The organism is Clostridium sp. AF21-20LB, from assembly GCF_003478795.1.
GTDB lineage: Bacteria > Bacillota > Clostridia > Lachnospirales > Lachnospiraceae > Otoolea > Otoolea fessa.
The window spans coordinates 67,223-83,843 of the sequence record NZ_QUGD01000012.1; the positions used below are offsets into that span (position 1 = coordinate 67,223).

Here is a 16,621-nt window from a genome sequence, read left to right on the forward strand (position 1 = left end):
GAATGGCAGAGATACTGGCGGAGATTTATTCGTGGATCTCGTTCGTACCGAAGATAACCTTTAAAAATTTAATAGAGATCGCAATTATAGCAATTCTGGTATATGAAATGCTGATCTGGATCAAAAATACGCGGGCGTGGACGCTTCTGAAGGGTATTATTTTTATTCTTGCATTCTTTCTGGCAGCTGCGATCCTGGAACTGGATACGATTCTGTGGCTTCTGGAAAAGACGTCGTACATTGCGGTAACGGCGATCATCGTTATTTTCCAGCCGGAGCTGCGGAAAGCACTGGAGCAGATCGGAAGCCAGAACGTACTGACGACGCTGTTTTCAACGGATGATACGAAGAAAAATGAGGATTTCAGCGAAAAGACGATCGCGGAGCTGGTGCGTGCTTGTTTTGAGATGGGAAAAGTCAAGACGGGCGCCCTGATCGTCATCGAGAGGGGCACGCCGCTCGGAGAGATCGAGCGGACGGGCATCGAGGTCGATGGTATCGTGACGAGCCAGCTTCTGATCAATATTTTTGAGCACAACACACCGCTGCACGACGGCGCGGTCGTGATTCGCGGTAACCGTGTGACGGCGGCGACCTGTTATCTGCCGCTCTCGGACAATATGGATATCAGCAAGGCATTGGGAACCAGACACCGTGCGGCAGTCGGAGTCAGTGAGGCGACCGATAGCGTGACGCTGGTTGTATCGGAAGAGACAGGGCGTGTGTCGGTGGCTGTGTCCGGACGGCTTAAGAGTGTCAAGGATGGAGATGAACTGAGAGATATATTGTCAGTTCTGGTAAAACGGGAAACGGAAAACACAGGTCGTTTCAGAATATGGAAGGGAAGACGCAGAAATGAAAGAAAAGCTGACGAATAATCTTGCGATCAAGCTGATTGCCCTGTTCTGTGCTTTCTTTGTGTGGCTGGCGGTCGTGAATGTGGCGAACCCGATCAAGGTATCGACGAGGGAGGTTCCGGTCACGATCACGAACGATCAGGTGCTGGAGCAGGCGGATCTTGCCTATGATGTGGTAGGCAAAAAAACGGCGACGATCAGTTTCAAGATCCGGACGAAGGATGATTATAAGGTAAAGGCGTCGGATTTCAACGCCTATGCGGATTTATCGGAAATGTATGATGTGACGGGTGCGATCCCGATCCGAGTGGAAGTGGTGAACAATGAGGAACTGCTGGAGTCCACGCCGGTTGTGAAGTCCCCGGAGGTCATCAAGATCACGACCGAGGCGCTGCAGACCAAGGCATTTACGCTGAAAGCGTATCCTCAGGGCAAGGCGGCAGAGGGTTACGAGGCGGGTGAGGTGACAATGGTGCCATCCCAGGTGACGGTTAAAGGACCAACCTCCCTGATCGGACAGATCAGCAGCGTGGGTATCCGTTTTAATATTGACGGTGCTGCGGCGGATGTCGGTGGAACAGCAACACCGGAGTATTTTGACGCCAATGGAAATGTGCTGTCAGATTTGGGAGATTCTGTCAAGACGGTTGGCGGAGATGTCTCTTATACGATGCAGATCCTGAAAGTAAAAGAAGTACCGCTTGATTTTGACGTCAGTGGTGAAGTGGCGGATGGATACCGCTATACGGGTCCGAAGACGGATATCAAGTCGGTGTCTGTGGCGGGGCTTAAGACGGATCTGGCATCGGTCAGCACGCTCACGATTCAGGGACCGTCCCTTAATGTGCAGGGCGCGACGAAGAATGTGGAGTGCGAGATCGATCTGGATGATTATCTGCCGTCCGGGCTTACGATCGTGGGACTGGATAGCACGACGATCAACGTGACACTACAGGTCGAGAAGTTGATAGAGAAGACCTTTACGGTCAAACCGGAGGATGTGACTCTAAACGGAAAGAACAGCAGCTACAGCTATACCGTCGAAGATACGAAGATGGAAGTCAAGGTACAGGGACTTGAGGAGGATTTAAGCAGCCTGTCGGCGGCGAAGATGAATATCCGGGTCGATGTATCAGGCATGGGACTGGGCGAGCACACGGCAGCGGCGCAGTTCCAGCTGGGGGACGCGTATAAGATGCTGTCGGCGCCGGCTGTGACAGTGCGGGTCAGCGAACATGGAAGCTCCAGTGCCCAGACGACGGAAAGCACCGAGAGTGACCGTGGAGACACGGGCAGCCAGAGCAGTTCCAACCGGGAGAGCGGGGCAAGCTCGGCAAAAGAAAATGTGGATGCAGAGAGCGGCAATGCTGCATAAAGTATGGTATGCCATCCACAAATGAGGAGAAAGAAGTTAAACAATGGTAAAAGCAAAAATTAAATTAAAAAACCCGACTGGTCTGCATTTGAGACCGGCGGGAATCCTGTGTAATGAGGCGGTAAAATTCGATTGTTCTGTCCAGTTCCAGTTCCGTGGCACCGTGTCCAATGCAAAGAGTGTCCTGAGCGTGCTTGGGGCGTGCATCAAGAGCGGTGATGAGATCGAGTTTATCTGTGATGGAAAAGACGAGGAGGAAGCTCTGTCGGCGATGCTGAAAATAGTTGATGACGGGCTGGGCGAGTAGGGAAAACCGGTGCGGTAAAAGAATGTGTACAGACGTACAGATAGGATGAAACTATGATCGTTTATTTGGTTTGCTATGCGGCTTCGCTGCTTCTGGCGCTTGGCCGCCATTATCTTTTATCCGGCGCAGGGCTTCTGGCGGCGGCGGTGTATCTGTATGCGTCAGACTATATCCGGAGTGGAAATCTTCTGCATCTGCGGGGGATTTTCGCTCTTTCCTTTGTAGGTGGACAGGGACTGGCGTGTATGAAGCTTAGTTATTTAAGTCAGGCATGGAGTGCGGGAACGTGGCTGGGACTTTTGGCGGCGTTTGCGGGCTTTTATCTGGCTTTTTATTATCTGGAAGCATTTTCCGGTGAGGCGTCCGTCCGCGTGGGCGGTCATTCCGGCGCGGTGCAGCGCCGGGGGGTGGAATCTTATGCCGGAACCGTCTTTTTCTGCGCGGTGGCGCTGGCGGCGCTATCGGCAGGCTGTTTCGCGATCGAGGCGGTCTATATGGGCTATATTCCGCTGCTGCTCCGGGGCGTTCCGCATGCTTATTCCTATTTCCATGTGACCGGGCTTCATTATCTGACGGTGTCCTGTGTGCTGGTTCCGGCGCTCTCTGTGATCTATTTTTGCATCGAGGGCGGTCGCAGCCGGGGACGGCTGGTATGTATGCTTCTGGCAGATGCAGCGGCGGTGGCGATTCCGCTTCTGTGCGTGTCGCGCTCCCAGCTTCTGTTTGCGGTACTGCTGGCATTGATTACCTACATACAGATGGAACACCAGCTGAATCCGATCTATGTTGTTTTTGCGCTGGCAGGGCTGATTGTGCTCTACATTCTGCTGACGATCGCGCGCAGCCATGATACTGCCTACTTGAATACGGTTTTTGAGATGAAACGGCACCTGCCGATTTTTGTGACGCAGCCGTATATCTATATTGCAAACAATTACGACAATTTCGACTGTCTGGTCAAGGGACTTGTGAAGCACAGCTGGGGCATGAAGATGCTGGCACCGTTCTGGACGCTGACGGGACTCAAGTTTCTGGTTCCGTCGTTGACGGCATTTCCGTATTATGTGACGAAGGAAGAGTTGACGACGCTGACGATGTTTTATGATGCGTACTACGATTTCGGCATAATTGGCGTGTTCATCTTTTCTGCCATATTAGGAGCGGCGGCGTATCTGCTGATGCGGATGATGCGCCAGGTGCAGAATCCGATTACCTATCTTCTGTACGCACAGTTTGCACTTTACATGCTGTTATCGTTTTTCACAACCTGGTTCAGCAATCCGTCCACATGGTTTTATTTCGCGGTGACAGCGGTTGTGACATTTCTGGTATCGCATAAGATTGCAGGGCGGTAAAAATATATGGATTAAGATATAAAAGTGAAATAAAATCTGCTATAATAACAAAAAGACGACAATTCAGCAAATTAAAGTGCTGCTTGTATACAGATAGAATTGCCGCATTGATCAGTTTTACAGAAAAGAGGGCAAGCCAATGATTTCAGAAAAAATGATACCGCTTATGAAAAATAACTCCGCCATCCGTATGATGTTCGAAGAGGGCAATAAGCTGGCGGCGAAATATGGACGTGAGAATGTGTTTGATTTCAGCCTTGGAAATCCGAGCGTACCGGCTCCGGCAGAGGTAAATCAGGCAATTCAGGATATCGTAAAGGAAGAAGATTCCCTGTTTGTACACGGATATATGTCCAACGCAGGCTATGAAGATGTGCGTGAGACGATCGCTCAGTCGTTAAACCGTCGGTTCGGCACCTCCTTTCACGCAGGTAACATTCTGATGACGGTCGGTGCGGCAAGTGGCCTGAATGTTATTTTAAAGACCCTGTTAAATCCAGGAGAGCAGGTCATTACCTTTGCACCGTACTTTGTAGAGTATGGTTCCTATGTCCGCAACTATGACGGCGAGCTGGTGGTTGTATCTCCGAATACGGTGGATTTCCAGCCGAATCTCGTTGAATTTGAGGAAAAGATCAACGAAAAAACCAAGGCGGTCATCATCAACACCCCGAACAACCCGACCGGTGTTATTTATTCCGAGGAAACACTGCAGAAGATTGCAGCAATTTTGGAAAAGAAACAGAAGGAATTTGGCACATCGATCGTGCTTCTGTCCGATGAGCCGTACCGTGAGCTGGCTTACGACGGCGCGGTTGTACCGTATGTGACAAAATATTACCGCAATACAGTGGTTTGCTACTCGTACAGCAAGTCCCTGTCCCTTCCGGGCGAGCGTATCGGTTATCTGGTAATCCCGTCTGAGATGGATGAGAGCGCAAATGTATTCCAGGCGGCAACGATCGCGAACCGTGTTCTGGGCTGTGTCAATGCGCCATCCCTGATGCAGAGAGTCATCAAGCGCTGCGTAGATGCGAATGTGAATCTGGAAGCTTACGACCGCAACCGTAACCTGCTTTACAACGGACTGAAAGAGTGCGGATTTTCCTGCATCAAGCCGGAGGGCGCGTTCTACCTGTTCGTGAAATCCCCGGTGGAGAATGAGAAGGAATTCTGCGAGGTATGCAAACAGTACAATGTACTGGTAGTACCGGGAAGTTCATTCGCTTGCCCGGGTTATGTGCGCATCGCATACTGCGTATCGTATGGGCAGATCGAGAGATCGCTTCCGGCATTCAGAAAGATTGCGGAACACTATAATCTGGTATAGCGAAATTGCATCATTGCCTCGGAAAGGAAAAGGATGAGATGAAACGATATCTTAGAATGATTCTGAATATTGTGATTCCGTTCCTGGGTCTATGTCTGGTCATCTTTTTAGGTCCCAGGCTTCTGCGCTTTTTCATGCCGTTTGTGGTTGGATGGATCCTGGCACTTTTAGCAAATCCGCTGGTCCGGTTTCTGGAACGGCGCGTGAAGCTGGTGCGGCGCCACGGCTCGATGCTGATCATTATCGCGGCGCTGGCGATCGTGATCAGTCTTTTTTACGGGGCGGGTCTTCTGGTTTACCGGGAAATGGGAAGTTTTCTGGCGGATGCACCGGAAATATATCAGAGTGTGATCGCTGAGATTGAGGATGCATTGCAGAATGGGCGGAAGCTTGCAGAATATTTTCCTCAGAATTTACAGCCGCCGCTGCTGGCATTTTCGGATAATCTGGATGGTTTGTTTGGAAAACTGGTATCGCGGGCGGCGGAACCGACCGTGCAGATCGCCGGACATGTGGCGAAGAGTATTCCGAATCTTCTGGTAAATATGGTCATTACTATCCTGTCTTCATATCTGTTTCTGGCGGACCGGGAGTCCATCATGCTCTGGCTGAAGGGGCATCTTCCGGCATTTATATTCCGCTATATCGAGTATATGAAACGGGACGCAAAGGGAGTGATTGGAGGATATTTTCTGGCACAATTCCGTATCATGTGTGTGGTGGCGCTGATTCTCGCGGCAGGATTTTTGGTGCTGGGTGTCCGCTACGGTGTCCTGTTGGCATTTTTGACGGCGATTCTGGATTTTCTGCCAATCTTTGGAACGGGAACGGTGCTGTTCCCATGGGCGGTTGTGAAGCTGTTCGCGGGGGAGTATGCGTATGCGACCGGGCTTATCCTGCTCTACATCCTGACGCAGGTCGTCCGTCAGATCATCCAGCCGAAGATTGTCGGGGAGTCGATGGGATTGCCGCCTCTGATGACCCTGTTTCTTTTGTATCTGGGATTTAAGCTGCGCGGGCTGACAGGCATGATTCTGGCGGTGCCGGTGGGGCTTGTCTTTATCAATTTTTATAAATATGGGGCGTTTGATTCGATGATCCGGAATTTCAGGATGCTGATGGAGGCGATTCAGAAATTCCGGAGGGAAGAATAGGGAGGTTTCCTTATTATATAGTAAAATTTTCTTTGTAATTTAATCTGGATAAATTATGCGGCGTATCGCGATATTTTTTCTTATATGCCCGGAGGAACGCAGCATAATTGCGGAATCCGGATTGATAGCAGGCTTCTGTGACGGGGGTGCCCCGGCGCAGGAGCTCGTTTGCGTTTTGGAGGCGTTTTTCGGTCAGGTATTCGGTAATGGTGTAGCCGGTTTCCTGGCGGAAGAGACGCATCATGTGGTATTTGCTTATGTAAAAGCGGGCGGCGAGCTGGTCGATCGTATGGTCTTCTTCCGGGTGTTCAGAGAGGTAGCGCATGAGTTCCAGGATTTTTTCGCCGGAAGGGGAGGTCGGAACGTATTCCCGATGGTTTTCGGAGGCGGCGCGATCAAGGTGTACCATAAATTCCAGGAATAATAAACGCAGAAGAAGCCCGGAGCCATAGCTGCTGCCACCAAGGGATTCAAAGTTAGCATTGTCTGTGCCATTGTCATTTGTACCGCCTGCCTGATAGGCATTTTCCAGTCTTGACAGCGCCTCTAAGAGCGGCGTCATGGTAAGGGAACCGAGGCGCAGAACATCGGACTGCTGTTCTCTGGCAAGCTGGAAACAGAGGTCGAGCGCACAGTCAGCACAGGAGAATGCATCCAGACATTCCGGCGACAGGTAGAGGATGATGCGCTCATATCGGCTTCCGTATGGCACGACCGGCTTGTGCAGGCAGTGCGCGCCGACGAGGACGATGTCGAGCGGGCGGAGGTGGTAGGAACGGCCTTCCACGATGTAGTCCGCTTCGCCATTTAACAGGATCAGGACTTTGTGGAAATCATGATAGTGGTAGGCAACCGGTGTATCCATCTGCCCGCGCAGGTGGAAAAGGCGGAATTCGTGGTTGAGGTAGCCGCGTTTTTCGTAGGCGGGGGATTCGTGGGTGGTGTTTTCTGGCATAATGGGACTCCTTTTTTTGAGTGTATTGCAGGTTGATTGTTGCGGGAAATTATATCTTGTATAAATGCATTGAGTTTGTTGTTTTCCTCTGAGATAAATATGTTTTGAAACACAGACATTTCATTTCTTAGTTCATATTATATAGCATTATATGCAATATTTAAAGCATGATTCTTCTATTAAAAGCTGCTATATTTTCCTAAAATTGAAATTAAAGAAAGCATAGATGGAATATTATGAAAATGCAGACATATTCAAAACATAAATGGATATGCATGATAAAGTGATTTCAAGAATGGAAGTAGAATAGAAATCATTGATGAAAGGTAACTGTTCAGTAGGTCTGCGCATTTACTGCGCTGACCGTACGAAAACATGGGTCAGCAGGCAAAAATCCCATTGCCGTAGGCAATTTTTAATGGGTTTTTGCGCGTGACTGTGAAGGTACTGAACAGTTACGATGAAAGATTTTTATGGTATTGATTAAAAGGGGCAGGAGGTATCGCGATGAAACAGGTTGTGCTTGAAAAATATCACTGTATGGGAAATGATTACCTGGTGTTTGATCCAAATAAGAATGATCTGGAATTGAATGCGGAGAATATCAAGAAGATGTGCAGCCGTCATTTTGGCATCGGCGCGGATGGCATTCTGGCGGGTCCATATCTGGGGGAAAATGATTTTTATGTACGCATCTACAACGCGGACGGAAGCGAGGCGGAGAAGAGCGGCAACGGCATGGGTATTTTTGCAAAATATCTGCGGGACGCGGGATATGTGCAGAAAACGACGATCTCCTGGAAAACGCTGGGAGGCGAGGAGACAGTCTTTTATCTCAACGAGGATGCGACCCGTGTGAAAATTTCGATGGGACATCCGACGTTCTGGAGCGATGAGATTCCGGTGACCGGCGAGCGGCGGGAGATGGTAAACCAGACGATGGTATTTGGAAAGATTCCGTATGTCACGACTTGTCTTTCAATGGGAAATCCGCACTGTGTTATCTGGATGAATGAGATTTCGAAGGAAATGGTGTGCCGGATCGGCGAGCATTCGGAAACATCCGAATATTTCCCGGAAAAGGTCAATACGCAGATTTTAAATGTCCTTGACCGGACGAATATCCAGATCGAGATCTACGAGAGAGGCGTTGGATATACGCTGGCGTCCGGAAGCTGCGCCTGCGCGGCGGCGAGTGCGGCATACCGCCTGGGACTTGCTGATCCGCATATGTACGTCCATATGCCGGGCGGCACGCTGGAAGTGGAAATAAAGGAGGACGGCATGGTTTACATGGTCGGCGAGGTCGGATATGTGGGACATATCCAGTTGGGAAATGAATTGAGCGAACAGCTGCGGATTAAATAAAAAAGTATTTGACAGAAAAATATCGGACTGCTATATTTTATTTATAAAAATTGTGAAAAGAATGACAGGGGCATTCTCACACAGCAAAACGATCATAAACGTATGCTTGAAATTTTGGGGGCTGTATAGGCAGGAAAATTCTGGGCGTATATGAAAAGAGGGCGAGGGGGCTGACTGGAGACAGAGACAGCTGCCTCGTTTTTTATAGGAGGAAATGGCGATGGGAGAGAATACGAACCGATCCGAACCTTTTTTTGATGAAGATGTTGATTTGGTAAAGCTGCAGTTTACCGATATTTTTGGACAGTGCAAAATGGTCCAGATGACGCGGAGGCAGGCGGAAAAAGCGATGAAAGAGGGGTATGCAATCAACCGGTTTGCGCTCGGCGGCTTACAGAAAGCTGGGATCGAGGGCGCGGCGGCGCCGGAGTATCTGACGGACCAGAGCGAGAGTGTGGAATTGTACTTGAAGCCGGATGCATCAACGTATCAGGTCCTTCCGTGGGATTCCGGGCAGGAAAATGTAGCGCGCGTGATCTGCCAGGTCTGCAATGCGGATGGGACGCCGTCCTGGACGGATTCGCGTCATATTTTACAGGAAACGGTAAAACGTGCCGAGAAGATGGGACTGGACTTTGATTTTGATTTCCAGTGTGAGTTTTATCTGTTTCACACGGATGATGATGGGAGACCGACGACGGTGACGCATGAGGTTGCCGGGTATTATGACGCGGGGCCGATCGATCTGGCAGAGGGCGTCCGCCGGGACATGGTTCTGAGCCTGGAGGAAGCAGGATTTGCGGTCGAGAGCACGCATCATGGTCTGACTGCCGGACAGCACAGCTTCGTCCTTCCGGCGCGCCGGGGCATTGAGGCAGCAGATTATTTACAGACGTTCAAGGCGGCGGTCAAACGGATTGCGAAACGCCACGGTCTGCATGCGACTTTTATGCCGAAGCCAAACATGAGCGGCGACGGCTCGGGGCTTCATGTGGGCGTGTCGATCTCTTCCAGACGGGGCGCCGAGGCGATGGCGCAGGCGAAGCATTTTGCAGCAGGCGTGCTTAAAAATCTGAGTGATATGATGATTTTTACGAATCCGACCGTCAATTCATATAAACGTCTGGCGGCGGAGCGGAGCACGGTGTTCCAGCCGGAGTTCCCGGCGGCTGTGTGGGAAAAAGGAAGTGAAAAGGCAGTTCATGTGAAGGAAGACCGGAACGGACGTATTTCCGTGGAAGTGCAGTTCCCGGATCCGTCTGCGAATCCGTATCTGGCGCTGACGGCGATTCTGGCAGCAGGACTGGAAGGAATCGAGAAGGCGCTGGTGCTGGATGAAGAAGCGGGCGATGAGAATGCGCCGCGGTTCCCGGAGACATTGGGGATATTGCTCCAGAAGCTGGATCAGAATGAATTTGCACACCGTGTATTTGGGGAAAAGTTCTGCCGGATGTACGGCGAGGGCAAGAAAGAGGAGTGGGAACGCTTCTGTGCCTATGTGACGGATTGGGAGACAGCGGAATATCTGTATCGTTGTTAGGGGGTACGAAATCGCAGTGAGGTGAGACCACGTGGGAAACATCATAGTAGCATTTTCGAAGCCGCAGGACGGACGAAATATTAGAAATATACTCGTAAAACATGGAATACAGGTCACAGCCTCCTGCACATCGGGCGCGCAGGTTTTAGCGTTAACCGATGATTTGCGAAGCGGGATTGTGGTGAGCGGCTACCGGTTTGGTGATATGACCTGCCGGCAGCTTGCCGACCAGCTGCCGCCGGGATTTGATTTGCTTCTCATTGCTTCCCCGAGCCGGTGGAGCGGCGAAGCGATGGGAAGGATTGTCTGCCTGCCGGCGCCGTTTAAAATGGGAGATTTAGTTTCGACAGTCCGCATGATTGAGCAGTCACAGGCGGAAAAAAGACGGCGGATGCGCCGCCAGCCGCCGCAGAAGCGCAGGGAAGAGGATCAGAAAGCGATCGACACCGCAAAGGCTATTTTGATGGAGCGGAACCGGATGGCGGAGCCGGAGGCGCACAAATATCTGCAGAAATGCAGCATGGACAGTCAGGTCAGCCTTATTGAGGCGGCACAAATGGTAATCAGTCTTTACAAAATGGCGTAAGATCCTTTACAATAGGATCAAAAAGGCAGAAGGAGCAGCAAAAACGATGAAATTTACAAAAATGCAGGGACTTGGCAATGATTATGTCTATGTCAACTGTTTTGAAGAAACGGTAAACGATCCGGAGAAGCTGGCGATTGCCGTCAGTGACCGCCATTTTGGAATTGGTTCCGACGGATTGATTCTGATTACCCCATCTGAGGTGGCAGACTGCCGCATGGATATGTACAATCTGGACGGTTCCCGCGGCGCGATGTGCGGCAACGGCATCCGCTGTGTGGGAAAATATGCGTATGACCACCATATCGTGGACAAGCCGCAGATTTCTGTTGAGACATTGTCCGGGATTAAATATCTGGATATGAAGGTTGAAAATGGCAAAGTAACGGCGGTCACCGTCGATATGGGCGAGCCGGAGCAGACTTCCGAGCTTCCGGAGAAGATCGAGGTAGATGGAACGGAATACGAATTTACCGGAATTTCCATGGGAAATCCGCACGCCGTTCTGTTTATGGATGAGATTGATTCCCTGGATCTGGAGACGATTGGACCGAAATTCGAGTTCCATAAGCGTTTCCCGGATCGTACCAACACCGAGTTTGTCAAGGTCATTGACCGCACACACGTAAAAATGCGTGTCTGGGAGCGCGGATCCGGCGAAACGATGGCATGTGGAACAGGTGCCTGTGCGGTTGCCGTTGCATCCATTCTGGCAGGGCATACGGAGGATGCGGTTGAGGTCGAGCTGCTGGGCGGCTGCCTGCAGATCCGCTGGGACCGAGAGAAAAACCGCGTGTTCATGACTGGACCGGCGGTGGAAGTGTTTAGCGGGGAGTATGAGGAATAATTAAACAGGAAACTTTGGGACTTCTTTCACATATGGTAGTAGTACAACGATATGTGAGAGGAGTCTTTTCTTTTGGAAGAAAAAAAGAAAGTGATGATAGATGCCGGGCACGGCGGAACGAAAGATCCGGGAGCAGTATTTGAGGATCGGATGGAAAAGGACGATACCCTGCGTCTGGCGCTGGCAGTAGGGAGGATTCTCGAGGAAAATGGGGTGAATGTCGTCTACACGCGGTCAACGGACGTTTATGACACGCCCTACCAGAAAGCAGAGATGGGAAATGAGGCGGGCGCGGACTATTTTGTTTCCCTGCACCGCAATGCGGCGAGTGAGCCGGGAAAAGGTTCGGGCGTCATGACGCTGGTGTACAAGACAGGCAGGGAATCAGAACAGCTGGCGGATTCAATCCAGAGAGAGCTGGCGCGCACCGGATATGTGGATCTCGGCGTGATCGAGCGCCCGGATTTGATTGTGCTGCGGAAAACGCAGATGCCGGCGGTTCTGGTTGAAGCCGGATTTATCGACAATCCGGAGGATAACAAGCGGTTTGACGCGCAGTTTGACGAAATTGCGGCGGCGGTTGCATCTGGGATTCTAAATGTAATCGATGACGACATGGATCGCCGTCCGGTGGAAGAGAGCGACTATTATTACCAGATCCAGACGGGGGCGTACCGCATCCGATCGCTGGCAGAGCAGCAGTTAGAAGAACTGCGCCGTATGGGATTCCCTGCATTTCTGGTGTACGATGGGACGTATTTCAAGCTTCGGGTCGGTGCGTTTAAAAATCTCGACAACGCTGTGCGGATGGAACAGGAACTGCGGAAGGCGGGATTTCCGACGGTGCTTTTGTATGAGAGGGAGGTAAAGTAGGGGAGAAAAGCTGAAAAACAGGCACTATCTGAAAATAAGAATAGAATGACTTATTTGATTGATTTTTGCTGTGCTTTTTGTAAAAATGAATGGAAAAAATCCCCTCATTATGGTATGCTGAAGATAGAAAGCAACATGCATTTTCTTGTAGATAAAGGGAGGGGTTTGGTATGTCAGAGAAGAAAAAAATTATCATCACGATTGCGAGGCAGTATGGAAGCGGCGGTGCGGATACGGGCAAAAAGTTGGCGGAAGATCTGGGGATCAGTTTTTATGATAAGAACATTCTCCGTATGAACTCAGATGAGAGCGGTATCAAAGAGAGCTATTTCCATCTGGCAGACGAGAAGGCGGGCAACCGGCTTTTATACAAGATTATCAATACATTGACACCGGAAAAGGGCGCACCGTCGTTCGGTTCCGATCTCATTTCAGCCGACAATTTGTTTCGCTTCCAGTCGGAAGTGATCCGGAAGCTGGCGGCGGAGGAATCCTGCGTCATCATCGGCCGCTGCGCGGATTATGTGCTGGACGGCACCGAGGGACTGATTCGTGTGTTCCTCTACGCGGATATCAAGGTGCGCGAGGAGCGCGTGCGTGAGCGGAATCTCTACGCGGACAAAGATGTCCTCAAAAATATCCACCGGATCGACCGGGAACGCCGCGATTATAATCGTTATTATGCAGGGCGCGACTGGGAGAAGCCGGAGAATTACGACCTTTTGATCAATACGACACAGATTGGTGTGGACGGGGCGGTTCAGTTGATTAAGGATTATTTAAAAATGAGGGGGCTTTTGTAAGGGAAAAAGAATGACTTCCACTTGCAATTCAATATAGTATCGTGTAAAATGGCACATGCAGCCGGGCGAATACGAGAGTGTTTGGACGGCTGTATGTGCTGTTTTGCTATTATTACAAGTAAGGGGAAAATATGAAATATCAAAATGATATTGACAAAATGAATACGAACCGGAATTTATTTCTGATGTCGCTGCCGATCTTCGTGGAGCTGTTATTGCAGCTTTTGGTCGGAAACGTTGATCAGATGATGGTAAGCCGGGTATCGCAGCCCTCGGTGGCAGCGATTGTCAATGCGAACCAGATCATGAACCTGGTGATTATCGTGCTGAGCATGGCATCGACGGCGGTTACTGTGATTTTGTCCCAGTATCTGGGCGCGCAGGATGAAAAAAATGCATCCCGGACCTGCATGGTCTCGATCGTGCTGATCGGCGGCGTCAGTCTTGCGGCAACGATCCTGGTTTTTGCCGGGCACACGCCGCTTTACCGGGCGATCCATGTGCCGGAGGAGGTTTTTGATGAGGCGTCGCTGTATCTGCTGATTGTCGGCGCATTTATTCTGGTGCAGGGATTGTATCTGACCTTCTCAGCGATGATCCGTGCATTTGCCATGGTAAAGGAAGTCATGATTATATCAGTTATCATGAATGCCATGAATATTGTGGGAAATGCGATTTTAATCAACGGCTGGTTCGGAATGCCGCAGCTTGGGGCGGTCGGAGCGGCGATCTCGACGGATATCAGTAAGTTAGTTGGTCTGACATTGATGATCGGAATGTTTTTCAAGAGCCGCCGCGTCAAAATGGGAATGAGTTATCTGCGTCCATTTCCGGTGCAGATTTTAAAAAATCTCTGCCTGTTGGCAATTCCGACGGGGGTCGAAAGTTTTTCGTACAATCTCTCCCAGATGATAATTCTGGGAATTGTTAATTCCTTTGGCACGCTGGTTACTGTAACCAAGGGATATTGTACGATTTTTGCCAATATTGATTATGTTTATGCGATGGCGATCGCGACGGCAACCCAGATTGTGCTGGGCTACCTGATCGGAGCGCGCCGTCTGAATGATATACAGAAACGAGTGAATGCGACACTGAAGGTTGCGATTGCGGCGTGTGTCGGGATGGCGGTGCTGATGTGCCTGGGAGGTAAATACATTTTCCTGATTTTCACAGACAACCCGGAGATCATTGCGCTTGGACGGCGGATTCTGGTGATTGAGATTGTGCTGGAGATCGGGCGCGCGGTCAACATTGTTATGACCAAATGCCTGATTGCGGTCGGCGATGTCCTGACCCCGACCATGGTCGGAATCACCTTCCAGTGGGTCGTAGCTGCCGCTGGTTCCTGGCTGCTCGGCAGCAAGCTCGGCTGGGGGCTGGAAGGCGTCTGGATCGCAATGGCAGCCGATGAATGCGTGCGCGGACTCATTTACGCGGTGCATTTTAAGAAAGAACGTTGGAAGAAGAATTTTAAGGGCGTGAAGACGGAAGCAGAGTTGGGAGAGGCGTAGAAGATAAGCGAAGAAAGAAAGTGTGAGAAAAAATGAAAGAAACAGGATGGAAAAAGACAGCAGGGAATGGTTCTGATGGAAAAAGAACGGAAGGAAAGAAATCGTTTGGCCGGGGGAAGAAAACAACTGGATTTTCCAAGAATAGTGCAAAAGTGGGAGTCAATGGGGAAAAACAGGGAAAATCTGCTCGTAAAGTGTCTGGAGTTGAGGATAAATGGGGCACACATGGGGACAGAAAACGAAATGTAGGGGAAAAAGACGGTCAGAAAACGGTTCGTGGTGGACAGCGTGAAAAAACAAAATGTCCGATTTACCGTGAGTGCGGTGGCTGTCAGTATCTCCATTTAACCTATGATCAGCAGTTAAAAGAAAAACAGAAGCGCATGGAAGAACTGCTGGGCGGTGTCTGTCCGGTTCGTCCGATCATTGGAATGGAAGAGCCGTATCATTACCGCAATAAAGTTCATGCGGTATTTGGATTGGATCGGAAAAATAATCCGATTTCTGGCATTTACAAAGAGGGGACACATCGGATTCTTCCGGTGGATTCCTGTCTGATTGAGGATCAGAAAGCAGACGAGATCATCGTGACGATCCGGAGTATGCTTCGTTCATTCAAGATCCGTGTTTTTGATGAGGACACCGGATACGGTCTGCTGCGTCATGTACTGATTCGCCGCGGCTTCACAACCGGCGAGATTCTGGTCGTTTTGGTGACAGCATCCCCGGTATTCCCGTCGAAGAACAATTTCGTCAAGGCGCTTCGTGAAAAGCACCCGGAAATTACTACGATTGTCCAGAATATCAACGGCAGAAGCACCAGTATGGTGCTTGGCGACAAAGAACACGTTCTGTACGGAAAAGGATATATAGAGGATGTTCTCTGCGGGCTCCGGTTCCGTATTTCGTCCCGTTCCTTCTATCAGATTAACTCAGTTCAGACTGAGAAGCTGTACGGAAAAGCGATGGAACTGGCAGAACTTACAGGCAAGGAGACGGTGCTGGATGCTTATTGCGGCATCGGTACCATCGGACTTATCGCCAGCAAGCACGCAGGCAAGGTGATCGGTGTAGAGTTGAATCAGGATGCAGTGCGGGATGCGGTGCAGAATGCGAAGAAGAACGGCATCACCAATGCACAGTTCTTCTGCAATGACGCCGGACGGTTCATGTCTCATATGGCAGGCCGCAGCGAGAGCGCCGATGTCGTTTTCATGGATCCGCCGAGAAGCGGAAGTACCGAAGAATTTATCGACGCGGTAGCCTGATGCAGCCGAAACGTGTCGTCTACATTTCCTGTGGTCCGGATACATTGGCACGCGATTTGAAAGTATTCGCAAAGCACGGTTATCGGGCGAAAGAAGCATGGCCGGTGGATTTGTTTGGGTGGACGGGGCATGTGGAGACAGTCACTCTTCTGACGAGAAAAGCCCGGTAAATCAAAGGGTTGCGCCGATTTGTGGCAAAAATGGTTGTGTGTTTCAGTTTCCGCAGAAGACACATGCGGAAACTGATTTACCCCAGGGGTAAGATTTTCGGAATTGTTGATATACATTTTGGCAAAAGGCAAAGTGTAGGGAGGATACATATGAATTTAAGTATTTTATTAACTGACTTTATTGATACGAAAGGAATGCTTAAAACATATAGGTTTATACCCATTAATCAATATAATAGAATAGTGGTTGATAGATTATCTGATATTTGTACAGATGTAAAGGAAAATACAGATAAGGATGTGGGATTGCTAAGAGTAT

14 protein-coding genes and 1 pseudogene are annotated in these 16,621 nt (G+C 50.1%); 14 read left to right on the top strand and 1 reads right to left on the bottom strand.

Features of this window, described 5'->3' with window-relative positions:
* Positions 1–2: 2 nt before the first annotated feature.
* From cdaA to ytvI, 6 genes are all read left to right on the top strand, one after another.
* On the top strand, positions 3–878 hold the full coding sequence (gene cdaA, locus DWX76_RS08135; RefSeq protein WP_117795982.1) for a diadenylate cyclase CdaA: 876 nt from the start codon (positions 3–5) through the stop codon (positions 876–878).
* Positions 856–2,232: a YbbR-like domain-containing protein gene (locus DWX76_RS08140; protein WP_118570472.1), complete on the top strand. Its 1,377-nt coding sequence runs from the start codon at positions 856–858 to the stop codon at positions 2,230–2,232. Before cdaA ends, DWX76_RS08140 begins: the two co-directional genes overlap by 23 nt.
* A gap of 43 nt (positions 2,233–2,275) precedes the next feature.
* The gene (locus DWX76_RS08145; protein ID WP_107001249.1) at positions 2,276–2,539 is read left to right on the top strand and encodes an HPr family phosphocarrier protein; all 264 of its coding nucleotides are present in this window, start codon (positions 2,276–2,278) and stop codon (positions 2,537–2,539) included.
* A 53-nt stretch (positions 2,540–2,592) separates the two neighbouring features.
* Entirely contained in the window at positions 2,593–3,894 is a 1,302-nt protein-coding gene (locus DWX76_RS08150) for an O-antigen polymerase (RefSeq protein ID WP_118570473.1), read from the top strand.
* Positions 3,895–4,033: 139 nt separating this feature from the next.
* Complete coding sequence (locus DWX76_RS08155; RefSeq protein ID WP_107001247.1) at positions 4,034–5,224, top strand: pyridoxal phosphate-dependent aminotransferase; 1,191 nt, start codon at positions 4,034–4,036, stop codon at positions 5,222–5,224.
* A 38-nt stretch (positions 5,225–5,262) separates the two neighbouring features.
* Positions 5,263–6,378, top strand: coding sequence for a sporulation integral membrane protein YtvI (gene ytvI, locus DWX76_RS08160; protein ID WP_118570474.1), 1,116 nt, complete (start codon positions 5,263–5,265; stop codon positions 6,376–6,378).
* Positions 6,379–6,391: 13 nt separating this feature from the next.
* Here ytvI and DWX76_RS08165 read toward each other — a convergent pair whose 3' ends face one another.
* Positions 6,392–7,333 (bottom strand): AraC family transcriptional regulator, encoded by a 942-nt coding sequence (locus DWX76_RS08165; RefSeq protein WP_118570475.1) that lies wholly within the window; start codon positions 7,331–7,333, stop codon positions 6,392–6,394.
* Between the two features lie 507 nt (positions 7,334–7,840).
* On the opposite strand from DWX76_RS08165, the gene dapF (DWX76_RS08170) reads away from it, so the two are divergent.
* From dapF (DWX76_RS08170) to rlmD, 8 genes and pseudogenes are all read left to right on the top strand, one after another.
* Positions 7,841–8,701 (top strand): diaminopimelate epimerase, encoded by an 861-nt coding sequence (gene dapF, locus DWX76_RS08170; protein ID WP_022358537.1) that lies wholly within the window; start codon positions 7,841–7,843, stop codon positions 8,699–8,701.
* A gap of 220 nt (positions 8,702–8,921) precedes the next feature.
* Positions 8,922–10,241, top strand: a complete 1,320-nt coding sequence (locus DWX76_RS08175; protein WP_118570476.1) for a glutamine synthetase family protein — start codon at positions 8,922–8,924, stop codon at positions 10,239–10,241.
* Between the two features lie 31 nt (positions 10,242–10,272).
* The gene (locus tag DWX76_RS08180; protein ID WP_117795975.1) at positions 10,273–10,827 is read left to right on the top strand and encodes an ANTAR domain-containing response regulator; all 555 of its coding nucleotides are present in this window, start codon (positions 10,273–10,275) and stop codon (positions 10,825–10,827) included.
* Between the two features lie 46 nt (positions 10,828–10,873).
* On the top strand, positions 10,874–11,674 hold the full coding sequence (gene dapF / locus DWX76_RS08185; protein WP_117795974.1) for a diaminopimelate epimerase: 801 nt from the start codon (positions 10,874–10,876) through the stop codon (positions 11,672–11,674).
* A gap of 72 nt (positions 11,675–11,746) precedes the next feature.
* Complete coding sequence (locus DWX76_RS08190; protein ID WP_117795973.1) at positions 11,747–12,547, top strand: N-acetylmuramoyl-L-alanine amidase; 801 nt, start codon at positions 11,747–11,749, stop codon at positions 12,545–12,547.
* Between the two features lie 170 nt (positions 12,548–12,717).
* A complete protein-coding gene (locus DWX76_RS08195) occupies positions 12,718–13,350 on the top strand; it encodes an AAA family ATPase (protein WP_022358543.1) in 633 nt (210 codons plus the stop codon).
* 131 nt (positions 13,351–13,481) lie between these two features.
* The gene (locus DWX76_RS08200; protein ID WP_118570477.1) at positions 13,482–14,864 is read left to right on the top strand and encodes an MATE family efflux transporter; all 1,383 of its coding nucleotides are present in this window, start codon (positions 13,482–13,484) and stop codon (positions 14,862–14,864) included.
* 32 nt (positions 14,865–14,896) lie between these two features.
* Positions 14,897–16,302 (top strand): annotated as a pseudogene (gene rlmD / locus DWX76_RS08205) (23S rRNA (uracil(1939)-C(5))-methyltransferase RlmD).
* The last annotated feature ends 319 nt before the right edge of the window (positions 16,303–16,621 follow it).